Origin of the sequence: Pseudidiomarina andamanensis, from assembly GCF_009734345.1 — a bacterium.
Taxonomy (GTDB): Bacteria; Pseudomonadota; Gammaproteobacteria; order Enterobacterales; family Alteromonadaceae; genus Pseudidiomarina; species Pseudidiomarina andamanensis.
Map to the genome: position 1 here is coordinate 1,655,456 of NZ_CP032551.1, position 16,081 is coordinate 1,671,536.

12 protein-coding genes are annotated in these 16,081 nt (G+C 48.0%); 3 read left to right on the forward strand and 9 right to left on the reverse strand.

The genetic code is table 11. From position 1 onward, the window contains the following. Nucleotides 1-332 precede the first annotated feature (332 nt). From D3795_RS07840 to D3795_RS07860, 5 genes are all read right to left on the reverse strand, one after another. A complete protein-coding gene (locus D3795_RS07840; protein WP_156267668.1) occupies nucleotides 333-3,461 on the reverse strand; it encodes an efflux RND transporter permease subunit in 3,129 nt (1,042 codons plus the stop codon). After that, nucleotides 3,454-4,401, reverse strand: a complete 948-nt coding sequence (locus tag D3795_RS07845; RefSeq protein ID WP_173021005.1) for an efflux RND transporter periplasmic adaptor subunit — start codon at nucleotides 4,399-4,401, stop codon at nucleotides 3,454-3,456. Before D3795_RS07845 ends, D3795_RS07840 begins: the two co-directional genes overlap by 8 nt. A 110-nt stretch (nucleotides 4,402-4,511) precedes the next feature. After that, complete coding sequence (locus D3795_RS07850; RefSeq protein ID WP_156267672.1) at nucleotides 4,512-6,182, reverse strand: 2Fe-2S iron-sulfur cluster-binding protein; 1,671 nt, start codon at nucleotides 6,180-6,182, stop codon at nucleotides 4,512-4,514. Continuing rightward, entirely contained in the window at nucleotides 6,179-6,922 is a 744-nt protein-coding gene (locus D3795_RS07855; protein ID WP_156267674.1) for a PepSY domain-containing protein, read from the reverse strand. Before D3795_RS07855 ends, D3795_RS07850 begins: the two co-directional genes overlap by 4 nt. A gap of 68 nt (nucleotides 6,923-6,990) precedes the next feature. Continuing rightward, complete coding sequence (locus tag D3795_RS07860; protein WP_173021006.1) at nucleotides 6,991-9,699, reverse strand: TonB-dependent receptor; 2,709 nt, start codon at nucleotides 9,697-9,699, stop codon at nucleotides 6,991-6,993. 424 nt (nucleotides 9,700-10,123) lie between these two features. Between D3795_RS07860 and D3795_RS07865 the strand changes: the two genes are divergently transcribed. Then, on the forward strand, nucleotides 10,124-11,170 hold the full coding sequence (locus tag D3795_RS07865; protein ID WP_156267676.1) for a CNNM domain-containing protein: 1,047 nt from the start codon (nucleotides 10,124-10,126) through the stop codon (nucleotides 11,168-11,170). Nucleotides 11,171-11,259: 89 nt separating this feature from the next. After that, complete coding sequence (gene typA, locus D3795_RS07870) at nucleotides 11,260-13,098, forward strand: translational GTPase TypA (protein WP_156267678.1); 1,839 nt, start codon at nucleotides 11,260-11,262, stop codon at nucleotides 13,096-13,098. A 65-nt stretch (nucleotides 13,099-13,163) separates the two neighbouring features. Here typA and trhA read toward each other — a convergent pair whose 3' ends face one another. Both trhA and D3795_RS07880 read right to left on the reverse strand, forming a co-directional pair. Further along, nucleotides 13,164-13,820, reverse strand: coding sequence for a PAQR family membrane homeostasis protein TrhA (trhA, locus tag D3795_RS07875; RefSeq protein ID WP_156267680.1), 657 nt, complete (start codon nucleotides 13,818-13,820; stop codon nucleotides 13,164-13,166). Nucleotides 13,821-13,841: 21 nt separating this feature from the next. Next, nucleotides 13,842-14,123, reverse strand: a complete 282-nt coding sequence (locus D3795_RS07880; protein WP_156267682.1) for a DUF3081 family protein — start codon at nucleotides 14,121-14,123, stop codon at nucleotides 13,842-13,844. Between the two features lie 140 nt (nucleotides 14,124-14,263). On the opposite strand from D3795_RS07880, the gene D3795_RS07885 reads away from it, so the two are divergent. Beyond that, on the forward strand, nucleotides 14,264-14,887 hold the full coding sequence (locus D3795_RS07885; RefSeq protein ID WP_156267684.1) for a TetR family transcriptional regulator: 624 nt from the start codon (nucleotides 14,264-14,266) through the stop codon (nucleotides 14,885-14,887). A gap of 10 nt (nucleotides 14,888-14,897) precedes the next feature. On the opposite strand, the gene D3795_RS07890 is transcribed toward D3795_RS07885, so the two are convergent. Together D3795_RS07890 and D3795_RS07895 are read right to left on the reverse strand one after the other, a co-directional pair. Next, nucleotides 14,898-15,410: an NADPH-dependent FMN reductase gene (locus D3795_RS07890; protein ID WP_156267686.1), complete on the reverse strand. Its 513-nt coding sequence runs from the start codon at nucleotides 15,408-15,410 to the stop codon at nucleotides 14,898-14,900. Further along, nucleotides 15,410-16,063, reverse strand: a complete 654-nt coding sequence (locus tag D3795_RS07895) for a DUF2959 domain-containing protein (protein ID WP_156267688.1) — start codon at nucleotides 16,061-16,063, stop codon at nucleotides 15,410-15,412. The genes D3795_RS07890 and D3795_RS07895 overlap by 1 nt, the downstream gene beginning before the upstream one ends. Nucleotides 16,064-16,081: the final 18 nt, after the last annotated feature.

Below are 16,081 nucleotides of genomic sequence, written 5' to 3' on the forward strand. Positions count from 1 at the left end.
TCAGAATTGAGTATAGCAAGCATTGTTCGTTGTGCTTGCACCTTTGCACCAAATTAAAGCAAAAACGATGCCAAGATTTGAATTGGCTCACTTTTCAATAGGTTACCTTTGACTAGGTACGGTTGTGGTGCTGACTTCTGGCTGAATTTGCACCATTATAGTGCAAATTGATGCACCACGGAAGTGCAAGAAATTGGAAAGCGTTGTTCGTTATTGGTTATTCGTTATTCGAAAGAGCGAAGAGCGAAAGAAGAACTGCGTGGTTCGTGCTTCGTGCGCTACGCTGTTTGTTTAGGCTTTCGCTTTTCCGAATAACGAATAACGATTAACGATTAACGCTCTCGAGCAGTCCGGCGCCGCAGGAGCGACGCGTATAGGAGCGGAATGACTATCAGCGTTAACGCTGTCGAGACCGCAATACCAAAGATCAGGCTGACGGCCAGCCCGTTAAAGATGGGGTCATCGAGGATGAAGAATGCGCCCATCATGGCGGCGATTGCGGTCAGGGTGATTGGTTTGGCGCGCACGACGGCGGCTTCTATCACGGCGGTGTTGAGATCTTTGCCGGCGGCGACTTCTTCACGAATGAAGTCAACGAGCAAGATGGAGTTCCGCACAATGATGCCAGCCAGCGCAATCATGCCGATCATGGAGGTAGCGGTGAATTGCGCACCTAAGAGGGCATGGCCTGGCATAATACCAATCAGTGTGAGTGGTATTGGCGCCATAATGACTAGCGGAGTCATGTAGCTACCAAAATGACCTACAACAAGCACGTAAATCAGCAACAAACCGACCGCATAAGCGAGGCCCATATCACGGAAGGTTTCGTAGGTGATTTGCCATTCGCCGTCCCACTTCAGTGCGGTTTGATCCCAAATGTCGGGTTGTGCGATGTAGGTTTGTGGCAGATCGATGTCACCTGCGGCATCGAAGAGGCCATACAGTGGGCTATCGAGTTCGCCAGCCATATCCGCGGTCACATACACAACGGGGCGTAAGTCTTTGTGATACATCGGTTGCGCGTACGGGCGTTGCTCACGGTTAATGAGCTCAGCAATTGGAATTGCTTCGCCGGTGGTTTGACTGATAACCGTGAGGCTTTCGAGCTGTGCCAGTTGCCCTTGCCAATCGGCAGGGAGACGTAACTTCACTGGTACTGGTTGCGTTTGGTCAGGAATCGCCAAGTAGGTGACATTCATGCCACCAAGCGCCGTTTGTAGCACTTGCACCACTTGTGCCGCAGTAACGCCAAGTTGCGCGGCACGTTCACGATTTACTTCCCATACTTCTTCGGTGGCTTCAGCCACAAGCGTGCTGTCGATATCAACCACACCCTCGGTGGCACGTAACTGTGCGAGCACGTCACGAGCACCCAGTTCGCGTGCTGCGGCCGATGGGCCGTACACTTCGGCGACAATCGGGGCAAGCACTGGCGGACCAGGCGGCACTTCAACAATTTTCAACGATGCACCAACGGCTTCAGCAATTGGCGTGAGCATGGGTCGAATTGCTAAAGCAATTTCGTGGCTGGCACGGTCGCGCTCACCAAGTTCCGCGAGGGTGACTTGAATGTCACCCATGTTAGCGGCTTCGCGCAAATAATACTGACGCACAAGCCCATTAAAACCAATAGGCGAAGCGGTTCCGGCATAGATTTGAGTGGCAACCACTTCATCCACCTCATCCAGCTTCTGCGCCAATTGCATGAGTGTCGCGTTGGTCTCTTCTAGGCTGCTGCCTTCTGGCATATCCAGCACCAATTTAATTTCACTTTTATTATCAAACGGCAGCATTTTCATCACCACCGCTTGCACAACCGCAAGGCCCATCATGGCGACGATAAGAACAATCAACCCAAAGCCCATGAAATAGCGACGTTTCCGATGCGTCAGCAACGGCTGCATGATGCGCTCGAAGAAGTTATGTAGCTTGCTGCTATGTGCTTCGCCTTCATAGTGTTCGTCTTTGAGTAAGTGACGTGCCAACCACGGCGTGACCGTCAGGGCGATAATCAGCGACAGCAACATACCCAACGATGCGTTAATTGGGATTGGGCTCATGTACGGGCCCATCAAGCCACTCACAAACGCCATCGGTAGCAGGGCAGCAATAACGGTAAAGGTTGCCAAAATGGTTGGCCCACCAACTTCGTCAACTGCGGCCGGAATCGAGGTTTTCAGTGATTTGCCCAAACCTAAATGACGGTGAATATTCTCCACCACCACAATCGCGTCATCAACCAAAATACCGATGGAGAATATTAATGCGAACAACGACACGCGGTTTAGCGTAAAGCCCCATGCCCACGATGCAAACAAGGTCATCGCCAGTGTAAGCACCACGGCACTACCAACCACAACCGCTTCGCGTTTACCAAGCGTGAGTAGCACCAATGCCACCACCGAAATGGTTGCAAAGATGAGCTTTTGAATGAGCTTGGATGCTTTATCGTCAGCCGTTTGACCGTAATTTCGCGTGACATCGATGGCGAGTTCTGGCGGCAACCATTGCTGCTTCAACGTATCGAGGCGAGCTAGTACTTCCTGCGCCACCACCACCGCGTTTTCACCGGCTTTTTTAGTGACGGCAAGCGTCACCGCTGGCTGCGCTTCACCACTCGCTGGACGCGACCACACGTAACGGGATGGGACCACCGCGCTACCGCTGATTTCAGCCACTTGTTCAAGGCGAACGGGCTTGCCATCTACATTGGCAACGATTAGATTGCGCAAGGTGTTCACGCTGTCAATAAAGCTACTCGCTTGTACAGGAATTTGCTGACCTTGAGCCAAGCGGTAACCCGCTTGCGCGCTCTGATTCTGGCCTGCCAATGCTTGGCTCACCGCGTTAAAGTCTAGCCCGATGCGGCTCAGTGCGGTGTTGTCGAGGGTCACGTTAATCTGCTCTGGCTCAGCACCAATCACCTTCACTTCACGAACACCGCTAACGTTTTGCAGCGGCTCAACCAAAGTGTCAGCAACCGATTTCAGATCAAGCCCATCGGCGGTAATCGTTAGTCCAAGAATCGGAACATCATCGATGCCTCGGGCCTTCACCAACGGTTGTGAGAAATTCGGGTGGCGCACTTGCCAACTCGCGAGACTATCAAAAAGTTCGACGAGCGCTTTATCACGCGGTACGCCAACTTCAAATTGCACCGTCACCAAAGCTTGGCCGGGTTGTGATACGGAGTAAATGTGCTCAATACCCTGCATGCGTGCAAAGTGTTGCTCAAGCGGCGTTGCAAGTTGATTTTCAACCTGACTAACAGCAGCCCCAGGAAATGCCACCATGACATCGGCCATGGTTACGTCGATCTGTGGTTCTTCTTCACGCGGCGTTATCAACGCCGCCATGATGCCGAGAATCAGGCCAAAAATTGCCAGCAATGGCGTGAGCTGAGAGCGTTCACCCCATGCCGCAAATTTACCTGCGATACCAAGGGGTTTATTACTCATAGCTGATCACCTCGCCAGCCTTCAGACCACTCACAACTTCCACCAATCCGTCTTCACTTAAGCCCAAACGCACCGCGCGCCAGCTGTTGTCTTGCATGCGCACCATGGTGAGTTCACCTTGGTTATAGATAGCTGCAGTAGGCACTTGCACACCTTCATGTTCACCAACTTTTACCAACACTGGCTGCCATTGTCCCGGCATAAAGCTGCTGTCATGCGGCAATATGAGTCGCATGCGTACGGTGCTTGATTGACTGTGTACCGTAGGAAATACCTGTTGTGCGGTTGGCTCAAGGCCATTTACGCGTGCCCATTGATATGTGGTAGCCGGCTGGGCATAGCGAGCAGGCAGGTCGACATGCAAACGCAGTTCAGTCGGATCAAAGCCTGACAATAATGGTGTGCCCGGTTGCACTAATTCACCTGGCTCCACCAAGCGTTCGCTGACAATACCGCCATAAGGTGCCTTCACTTCAGTGTAACTGAGTTGTTCTTCGGCGCGCTCCACCGCTGCTTCTGCGGAACGTAGTTGAGCTTTGGCATTATCGAGGCGAGCTTTGGCGCGGTCCCGCTCGGCGGCTGGCAACAACTCACGTTCAACCAAGCTGGTTACCCGATCAAACTCTTGTTGTTCGGCAACCAGTGTTGCTTTTGCGGCAGCCACTTGCGCTTGCGCTTGGGTTAGCATTTGATACTGCTCAACTGAGGTAATTGTCACAAGCGTTGCGCCAGCTGGCACATTGTCACCCACATCGACCACTACTTTTTCAACACGACCAGACACTTGCGCTGATACAGTGGCGCTATTGGTTGACTCCACCAAACCTTGCAAGCGCAAGTATTCAGAAATGGTTGTTGGTTGAACTTGATACTCAGCTGCGACAGCGGACGTCGCGGCACTGGCAACAAAAAGGGCGATTGCCCAAGCACGCAATGACATATTCATCTCCTTGCCGAATTTTGCTCAGTTGAATTTCGTAATTCACTAAAGTATAGAGCAAAAATCGGCAAGTGTGGATGATTTATTTCGTGTTTTTCTAAAATACGAAATTAAATACCGAAATCATCGTAGCGTACCTGCTCAGGTGGTACTCCAATTTCGTCGAGCATCGCTCGGGTTGCTGCCAACATAGCTGGTGGTCCGCACACATAAACATCTAAATATTGCGTGTCTTGCGTTTGCAACCAGGTTTTCGCAATGTCATGAACATAGCCACTCAACCCACGCCATGTGGCATCGTGCTCTGAAATAACAGGGTGATATTGCAAACGCTGCTGTTCTTGTAGTGCCATGAACTCATCGACGTAGCATAGCTCCGATTGATTTCGAGCCCCGTAGAAGAACTGAATTGGCGCCTGTATTTCGGCCTCTTCCAATGCTTCTTGAATGAGCGCACGTAATGGCGCAATACCTGCTCCGCCGCCAATAAACACTTGTTGACGTTCGCCTCGAGCGGCGGTATTGAGCAGAAAGTCACCCATCGGACCCACAGCGTTTATGGTTTCACCAACTTGCATTCCACACAGATACGTTGAACCGACGCCCGGCTGGCATGACGTATCTGGAGCAGGCATTTTACGAACGGTAAAGGTAAGTTCAGGTTGCCCTGGCGCCGTTGCGAACGAATAGTTGCGATGCAAAATAACAGTACCTCGGCTCGCTTCACACGGAATTAGGAACTGCATAAACTGCCCCGCTTGATAGCTAAATGTCGAGGCATTTTTCGGCAGGAACGTTAATTCATGAATACTCGGGGTCAACACTCGGTTATGTACCAGTTTGAGTGTCAGTGTGCGCGTATCTGTTTGTAAAAGATCGGCGTTGTTGTCTTTGCATACTCTGTGCTGGCAACTTAAACGTAACCCCTCACGAAGTTCAGATTCAGATAACATCACTCTGTCACTTTCGGTCGCAGATGGTGCTGTTCCCTTAAAGCGCACTTTGCAAAGTCCGCATGTTCCGCCGCCACCGCAGGCACTCGCTATCGGCTTCTGCTGTGCTTGAAAGAACTCTAGGTAGGTCTGTTTGCGGCGAGGGTTCATGTCACCGCGTACCACATTACGCCCGAGCAAAATGAGTCCTGATAAGGTAAACCACAGTGTCAGCACACCCGCACTGACAATCAGTAAATGGTTAAAGTTACGCTCACCGCTATAGTCCATGAAGTGCAGTTTGAACGCCCAATCAGCCCATAACCACGGTGTGTTTCGATGCTCAACCACAGCACCGGATGCGGCATCGATGTAAATTCGAGTATTCAAATCATCGCGAATGTCGACACGATAGCCAGGCTTAAGCCAGCCGTTTACTTCATTGCTACCGGCTGTTAGCCATGTGATTTCGGCAATGTCACCGGGGCCTGAATAACTTGCCAGAGCCAAGTTCGCTGCCATCATTTCAGTTGTTGACCAAGGCTTTCCAGTCGATGCATCAAGATAACTGACACCTTTAGCATGCTCGACAACGTATTGTGGCGTGCCAGCCACTGTTCGTAACTGAACATCGCGAATACCAGCAAATTGATTTGATAACTGCGGCCAGTCAAGCGCCTGCGATGATTGCATTGGCGTATGATTGTGAGTCATTTTGTAATAATGGTGGCCCGACATTGCATGATGGCCTGCTATCGAGAAGTAAAAGCCACTGATTATCCACAAGAGAACTTGAATGATGATGATTAAACTGGTCCAGCGGTGTAGCCACTGCAAAAAGCGCATCATAGCGACCCCCCGGTATTAATTTTTGGATTTGGTTTCGTTTTACGAAGGGTATAGACCAACAGCACTGCGCCAGTAATTAGGAAAATGAAATTGGCAATAATAAAGCCTCGTAGCAACCAACTTTCAATATCAACGCGCTCTTCATAATCCATAATGTGCAACATCCACATAATGTCGAAGCCACGCCAGAATGTATGCCGTTTCGTGACGAGTTCGCCCGTTATTGGTGAAAAGTAAAGGCTGGTGCTTCCAAAATCATCAAAATCGACTCGCCATACGGGCAAGTGTACGGGGTTTAATTCTGTTGGCGGGTTGTCAGCTAACCAATCAATACGACTTGCCGGCTGCTCACCTAAAGCATATTTCTTTTCAGCAATAGCCTTTATTGCAGCTTGATCAAGACGAATCGATTCTAGGCTTTTGGCATCAATGAGCTCAACACTACCGTGATGACTGACGTGATAAACTGGGTGCCATTGATTATTGAGCCACAACGAGGTCAATTTGATGTCGGATGCCTCAGGATATTCGCTCAATACGTGACTAAACGAGGCAACAGATTGCGTATCCTGAATAACGGCATCATGTTGTTTAACCAAATGATCACCGTGAATAAATGGCAATTTGAAAAATACCATGTAAGCACCACTGATACTCCAAACCACCATTTGCAAACCAACGATTAGCGCCAGCCATCGGTGCCACACGCGCCAACGACTACTGGCAATTGTTACCGACATAAAACTCTCCAAAAAGTTTTAAAAAAGCGAGAGGATCTTTCGACCCCCTCGCAATTCAACGTCCAGGGTTAGAACGTGTAACGCATTTTAATAAATAACTGACGCCCTAAAAGGTTATACGTCATGGTATCGGTGTTGGCATCCGTCCAGCTTTGAATAAATGGCGGTTGTTTATCAAACACGTTGTTAATACCACCAACTAAGCTCATGTTTGAGTTCACATAATAGGTGCCCTGCACATTATGGTAGAACACGCTTGGCGCATGATCTCCAATGTCACCTGGCGCCGCATTAATATCGTCAGCGCCACCAATGTATTGAACGCTCCAGTGCGCCTGCCAGTCATCGCGATCAACTGTAACCGATGCATTTGAACGCCAGTTCGTGTAGCTACCGCTGCCTCCAGTGATTTTTCCGGCATAGGCAATTGGTGTACCACCGGCGAACGGCGTCACAGTATATTCATCGAGGTAACTGACTGTCCAATTCATCGTGGTTGCAAAACCAGATAAGTCAGTTTTATAGAATACTGCAGCATCGATACCCGACACTTCTTCTGTTGCCGCGTTAGTCGGTTGCGCCGATAGAAAATCAATTTCACCCGTTAAGCTATCGCGCGTAAATTGACTATCGTTACAGAACGGATGGGATAGATTTTCCGAGTTGTAGCAAACCGATAATTTGGTTGAGCCCGGAATACGCTGAATCGCATTCTCGATATCGATTTTATAATAATCGATGGTGAACTGTAAGTTTTCTGCGAACCAAGCATCCCAAACTGCGCCAGCTGTAAATGTTTTCGCGTCTTCAGGTTCAAGATTAGGGTTACCGCCAACAGTCGTCAGAATTGTTGAACCAAGTTGCGTATAACCTGCCGGTACACCATCTGCTTGACAGTTTGCCGCAACTGTTGGATTTTTGCCTGGCTGATCCCAACCATCACAAGGATCGGTCGTGGTTAAATTCCCTTCGGCTACGCCACCAAACAATTCAGGAATATTCGGTACACGAAACGCCGTTGAATTGGTTGCTCGAAGTTTGAGGGCATCATTAATCTGCCAATGTAAACTGGCTTTATAGTTGCCGTCGCTGCCAAACGTATCATAGTCGCTGTAGCGATAGGCAAGTTCTAAATTTACGCTTTGTGCAAACGGAACATCATTCAGTAGTGGCAAGGCTGTTTCTACGTATACTTCATCAACACTATAGCTACCGCTAATAGGGTCTGCTTGGTTGGTATTCATCACACCAGCTACAACTGCCGAATCTGGATTCCGCCAGCCTTTTTCTTGACGATGCTCGATCCCGAAAGCGACCGGAACATAACCTGATGGTAGTTCAAATAAATCACCAGTAATATTTGCTGTGATTGAACGCTGCTCGTTACCGCCTTCGGAGTCAATCCGGAACATAATGTAGTCAATCGCATCTTGACCGAAGCCACCGAAGCCAAGCAAATCGACGCATGGCACGCCAGATTGTCCGCATTGTTCTGGGTCAATTGCTCTACCTAAACGTTCCATATTCGCAATATTGGTCGCGCCATCAATACCTGATGTACGCCCGAAGTTGTAAGCGACTTCCCAGTTCCAGTTGGCATCAATCGTACCGTTCAAGCCCCCAACGAATCGCCAAGTATTGACGTCTTGGAAGAAATCTCGAGTTCCGGCTTCGAGCAAGCGACGACGATCGAGTTGAATCGCCTCGCCGGTGGGGTTATCTGGATGATCTGCAGCATATTCAATACCGCCAACAGTTCCCGAAGTGGCAATTTGATCCGACCGACGATTGTTATAAAGAACTTCAACGAACGCATAAGTGTCACCAACCAATCGATAGTCTGCAAAGGTTGAGAAGTTCCAGTTAGTAATTGGGTTCACAGAATTTAGCTGTGAGAAGAAATCAAAGTTATGCTTGGCCGGATCATATGGTTCGTAGAAATCACTATCACCGCCGGGTTCTTGATTAAAGTTAATTCGACTTCCCGCATCTGGTCCCGTGAGGATTGTTGCACGGCCGCCGATGGTACTTGAGCTGCCGAAACATCCTAGCTCGCCCGGAGCTACCTCAGCTAATGCGCAACCTGCTTGATCTTGCATGTTATAAGCATCGCTTGATCGATATCCGACGGTACCAACAATTCGAGCTCGGTCATTACTTGCGCCAAATACCGTGTTGATAGCTCGTTCTTGAGCATCGCCACTATCCGTTGCGCCAAAACGTGCTTCGATAGAAAAACCTTCATAACTCTTGCGGGTAATAATATTCACAACACCAGCAACAGCGTCAGCCCCGTAAATTGCTGATGCACCATCTTTAAGCACTTCGATGCGTTCAATCATCTCAACCGGAATCATATTCAGGTCAACGCTGCTATTGGCACCGGTACCGCCATTCACCACGCGGCGGCCATTGAGAAGCACAAGTGTACGGTTAATACCTAAACCACGCAGGTTAACTTGTGCAGTGCCCCAGCCATTACTGGTCCAGTAGGCATTGCTTTGTCCACCAGCAGCGCCGGCGGAAGCCGACATTCGTTGTAAAATAACTTCTAACGAATTCACACCGGAATTTTCAAGATCTTCTGCGGTAAAAACTTGGATAGGTGCGGCACTCTCGGCTTCAGTACGCTGCAACCGTGAACCAGTGACGGTGACACGTTCAACTTTTTCCTCATCAATTTGAGCCTGTTGTTGCGTATCTTGAGCCATTGTTTGTACGGGTAATACTAACGCTGTTAGTGCGGTCGCTACGCCCGATAAAGCGAATTTAGTCATGACATCCCCCTGAATATTTTTTCATTTTTATATATCTTGCTGGTTATTTAGCAACTCGACCGCCCAACTGAGTTGTCTATACATCTACAACATAGCGAGTTTTAAAGCTCTGTAAAGTTAAAAGTTAAACAAGTTGTCTACTTTTAAGGCTTATACGCCGGTTGTATAGTCAACTTAACTTGCCCTTCATTACAGTTTAACTTCTTATTTTTTGCGAAAATACCGCAAAAATGAAAGGGTATAAAAAAAAAGTTGTCGAACTACCTCTCAGGGATTTGTGAATATAAAGTCATATATATGAATAGTTATTCACGTTAACGTTAGCGTTAATGTGTGTTTCCCCAACCGAAAATCGTCACGTTGTTATTGTTATGTCAACCACTCTTTGCGAAAATCCAGCATCGTATTCAACATTGTGAGCCTCATGTTCTTATTAATTCTGTTTGCGTTTGTTGCAGTTGGTGTCTCATTTATATGCTCTATTCTTGAAGCCGCCTTGCTATCGATTACTCCAAGCTACGTGGCTCAGTTAAAAGAAAAGCGCCCAAAACTACACGCCAAACTACAAAACTTAAAAACCAATATTGACCGTCCGTTAGCGGCTATTTTGACGCTAAATACCGTGGCACATACTGCTGGTGCAGCCGGCGTTGGTGCCCAAGTTGGCGTGGTATTTGGCGATGGCTATTTAGCGGTTGCCTCAGCGGTCATGACTGTTCTTATATTGGTGCTTTCTGAGATTCTGCCAAAAACGATTGGGGCAAAGTTTTGGCGCCAGTTGGCACCCATGCTACCGGGTATTTTGAACTTTTTGATTATGATTTTGCGCCCGTTCATTTGGATGTCTGATCAAATCACCAAGCGTATTGGCGGCGAAGAGCACGTAGATGTGCGTTCGGAAATTAAAGCACTAGCTACCTTAGGTCATGAACAAAAGTTGATTGATGCTGATGAACGCCGCGTGATTGGCAATATGCTTGATTTGCACACCATTCGCGTTCGTGACGTAATGACACCTCGCACCGTATGTGAATCAGTGCGCCCCGATGAAACCATTAGCGAATTTCTATATCGCGCAAAAACGCTACCGTATTCGCGTTTCCCAGTAATTGATGCCGATGAAGTGCCGCATGGCATTATTCTGCGCAACGAAGCGTTAGAAGCAGATACCGATAAGACGATTAATCAGCTAGCTCGCGACGTTGATATTGTTGCGGAGTCTGTCAACGTTGAGCAGGTTATGCGCATGCTATTAGACAAGCGTCAGCACATGGCATTGGTATTTGATGAGCATGGCACTTGGATGGGTGTCGTCACGCTTGAAGATATTATTGAAACCATTCTCGGTCAGCCAATTATGGATGAAACAGATACCGTTCCAAGCCTCCGCCGCTACGCTCAACAGCGCTGGGACAAACGCCTTAAGCAATCTGACACCGACAACAGTGATACTACCAACGAAAAACACTAGCTTGTCTAAGCGCGCAAGCGTATAATACGCCGCTATTTTAACCAATGGCGGCTCATACCGTCTCCTCGCGTTTTTTACAGGCTTTATCAATGACAATTCAAGCGACTGAACTTTCCAAGCTGCGTAATATTGCAATTATTGCGCACGTTGACCATGGCAAAACAACCTTGGTTGATAAACTTCTACAGCAATCGGGCACTCTAGAGAGCCGCGGTGGCGTAGAAGAACGCATCATGGACTCCAACGATCTTGAGAAAGAACGTGGCATCACCATTTTGGCGAAGAACACTGCGGTAAATTACAAAGACTACCGTATTAACATTCTGGACACGCCAGGACACGCCGATTTCGGTGGTGAAGTAGAGCGCGTATTGTCGATGGCCGACTCGGTATTATTGGTTGTTGACGCGGTTGACGGCCCAATGCCACAAACGCGTTTCGTAACGCAAAAAGCATTCGCGCACGGCTTGAAGCCAATTGTGGTTATCAACAAAATTGACCGCCCAGGCGCACGTCCTGATTGGGTTATGGACCAAGTATTCGATTTGTTCGATAACTTAGGTGCTACCGACGAGCAATTAGATTTCCCAGTGGTTTACGCATCAGCGTTGAACGGTTGGGCAACGTTAGATTACAACGAGCAAACCGACAACATGACAGCGTTGTTCGAGACGATTCTAGAGAAAGTATCGCCACCTAATGCCGATCGTGACGGTGCGTTACAAATGCAAATCTCGCAGCTTGATTACTCAAGCTACGTAGGCATTATCGGTATCGGCCGTATCAAGCGTGGTACGTTGAAATTAAACCAGCAGGTGACCATTGTTGGCGCTGATGGCACCAAGCGTAACGGCAAAGTAGGTCAAATTTTTGGCTACTTGGGTCTTGATCGTATTGAAACTGACCAAGCAAGCGCTGGCGATATCGTTGCCGTAACTGGTTTGGGCGAGTTGAAGATTTCTGACACCGTCTGTGCGGCAGGTACCGTTGAAGCGTTACCAGCACTGACCGTTGATGAGCCAACAGTAACCATGACTTTCCAGGTCAACACCTCACCGTTTGCCGGTAAAGAAGGTAAATTTGTGACTTCACGTCAAATTCTTGAGCGTTTACAGCAAGAATTGAAGCACAACGTTGCATTGCGTGTTCAAGAAACCGACAACCCAGATCGTTTCCGTGTTTCTGGTCGCGGTGAATTGCACTTAGGCGTATTGATTGAAAACATGCGTCGTGAAGGTTTCGAATTAGCGGTATCACGCCCTGAAGTTATCATGCGTGAAGTGAACGGTGTGAAAGAAGAGCCGTTTGAAAACTTAACCGTCGATATCGAAGAGCAACACCAAGGCTCAGTGATGGAAAAACTCGGCTTACGTAAAGCTGAAATGACCAACATGACCCCTGATGGTAAAGGCCGTGTTCGTATCGACTTTATTGTACCGAGCCGCGGCTTAATTGGTTTCCAAACTGAGTTCATGACGTTATCGTCAGGTACTGGTTTGATGTACCACAGCTTTGATCATTACGGCCCGTTCAAAGGCGGTAACATTGGTCAGCGTAACAACGGTGTACTCATCTCAAATGCGCAAGGTAAAGCTTTAGCCTACGCCTTGTTTAACTTGCAAGAGCGCGGTCGTTTGATGATTGGTCACGCAGAAGAAGTATACGAAGGTATGGTGATTGGTATTCACAGCCGTTCAAACGACCTCACCGTCAACTGTTTGAAAGGTAAGCAGCTAACCAACATCCGTGCCGCAGGTACTGATGACGCGTTGTTGTTAACCCCACCAATTCGTATGTCGCTTGAGCAAGCACTTGAATTTATCGATGACGACGAGCTGGTAGAAATTACGCCAAAATCAATTCGTATTCGTAAGCGTATGCTGACCGAAAACGAGCGTAAACGTGCTAGCCGTAGCAAAGACGACTAAGCTATCGTTTACCAATAAAAAAAGGGCGCCTCGTTGGCGCCCTTTTTGTTTTTAATTCGCTTTTACTACGTCATGTTTGGGTGCGGCAGCACAAAATAGAACACTGAGAAGAAGTGAAGTACGCTGCCGGCGAGCACGAATACGTGCCAAATGGCGTGATGAAAGCGCAGCGATTTCCACACGTAGAAAATGACGCCGAAGGTATAGGCAAGGCCGCCAGCTAACAGTAACCACAAACCGCCGGCTTCAACGGTTTCAAGCATCGGTTGAATCACCACTAGAGCCATCCAGCCTAAGCCAAGATAGAGAGAGAGCGACAACCACTTCTTTCGCTCTTTCATGGCAACTTCCATGATCACGCCAATCAGTGCAATACTCCACACCACCGCTAACAGCGTCCATCCCCACGCACCACGCAAATTAACCAGTGCAAATGGTGTGTAAGTACCGGCAATTAGCACATAAATAGCAGCGTGATCCATCTGTTGAAAGAAAGCTTTGATACGTGGCCACGGAAACGCATGATAGAGTGTTGACGCGAGGTAGAGTAAAATTAAGCTCGCGCCGTAAATGCCGGCGCTCACCACATGAAAGGTATCACCGTAAGATACTGCCCAAACCAACATAAACACCAACCCGACTATAGCGGCAATGGCCCCAACGCCATGCGTCAGTGCATGGGCTATTTCTTCAGCCAAACTGTAGGGTTTATGTTTACTCACGACGTTTACCTTTTGGTTAAATTATTCGCCACGTTCAGGGGTATAGTGGCCTTTGCTGATATTTTCAATGGCCTTCATAAAGTTTTCGAACTGCCGTTCATTTTCGTAATCCAAATGATACTTATTATGGAATTCGAGGCGCATGTTGACACCTTGGCCTTCCAAGAACACGGTATAGCCATCAAAATCGGTATAAGCCGTTATACCTTCGAGCGTTCTTCGCCCTTCGTCATCTGGTTTGCCATATTCAATAATGGTTTCAAACGCGTCGAGTACGAGGCGTTGGTCAATATCATTTTTCATGGTCGACCTCCAACAAAATTAAGTGTCATGAACAGCATAGCATCGTTTTATGACCAGTTTATTGATCTTTTTACATACATACATGCATGTTTGATTAAATTCGCTTATAATGTCACCACTACTACGCAAAGAGGTGAGATGTGGTTCGTCGTACCAAAGAAGATGCATTAACAACTCGGGCTGAATTACTTGATGCCGCTGAACGTTTGTTTAGCGAAAAAGGGGTTTCAAATACGTCGATGAACCAAGTGGCCGAGGCTGCTGGGGTGACTCGAGGCGCGATTTATCATCATTTTCAGAACAAGCTCGATTTGATTGATGCTTTGATGGAACGCGTGCGTCTTCCGGTTGACGAAATGCGAGATGAATTGGCACAAACCTATCAAGGTGACCCGGTATCACTGTTACGTGCGCGTTGCTTCCACATTATCGGTCAAGTGCAAGATGATCCGCACACGCAAGCCCTAGTGAATATTCTGCTACATAAATGCGAATATGTAGATGATGCCTTGCCTATTCACTTGCGTCATTTAGGTGGTCGTAATGCTTGTATCACTGAATGCGTGGTGCTGGCTGATAAAGCCAAAGAACAGGGCCTGATTGACGAGAAATATGACTCGAAAGCTGCAGTAATGGGTTTATTTAGCCTGGTAGATGGGTTGATGTATAACTGGCTGCTGGATAAAAGTTACTTTGATTTATCGCAAACAGCCAGTCAGGCCATTGATACTTATCTTGCCGGCTTAAAACCGCGCGGCACATAAGCTTCAGCTGTTAATCGCCCTGCTTTAAAAATCCTTTGATTTGTTCAGCATCGAAGTTTGCGATAGTTTCATCGCTTGCTTGCGGGCAACTTAAAAACATCGGCGCTACATAACTTTTTATGGCGGCCATGATCACCATCAAATGCGTCATGGAACGCAAGGCGCCAATACGTCCCGGCGATGCACCCGCCAATAATACGTTCTTACCCGCCCAAGGGTTTTGCTCAAGCCGCGTTGTCCAATCAATCGCATTCTTCAGAAGCGGCGGCACCGAACTGTTGTACTCGGGCGTGACAATGACAATTTTAGTGGCATCAGAAATTGCAGTGGCTAATTTTTGAATGTTGGATGGCACACCGTTCTCATCTTCGTAATCACCGTTATAAATTGGTGCATCAAGCTCTGCTGCTGGATAAACATAGCAAGCGCGCCCATCTTGCTCTGCAACTTCAGCAATACGCTTCTGCAACTTACCATTGAGTGATTCCTTACGACTGCTCCCAGCTAGAATCAATAAACTCATTACGATCCCTCCTGCATGGCTTCAATAAAGGCATTCGATTCTTGAATGGCGGTTTCCATTTCACGAATAAGAACGTCGACATCAGTACGCAAGCTACGGTATTCACCGCGTATGGCATCAACGGCCTTGGCGTTTAAGTTATGCTTTAAATACAGCACGTTATCTTGCAGTTTTTCAAGTACTGGCTCCATGGTGTCGGCTGCTCGTTCCATGCTTTGTAACAAGCTCGTATAGCGACGCTCAGTTTCCCGAAGTGATCGCTCACTTTCGCGGCGCATTGAATCGTTACTGTACATACCAAGTTCTTCTTGCCATTCATCAAAGAGCGCTTGAGCAACATCATCGATGGCTTCAATACGCTCATAAACGCGCTCGGCAGCAGCTTTACTACTCTCATAATCGTCGTTTAGTGCATTATAACGGGCTTCTAATTCACCACCGTCAAACTGCAATAACTCATCAAGGCGCTGCAACGCAGATTTAAATTCTTCCTGCGCATCCGATTGCGCATCGCGCGCTTCATCAACGCGATCGACCAGAATGTCACGTTTGTGAATGCCGACTTTTTCCATAGCGCCGTAGTATGCGCTTTGGCAACCTGCCAAAACCATAAGGGCGAACACAATTCCTATCCAATTCATCAAGTAACGCATAACCACTCCTTAGTTGGT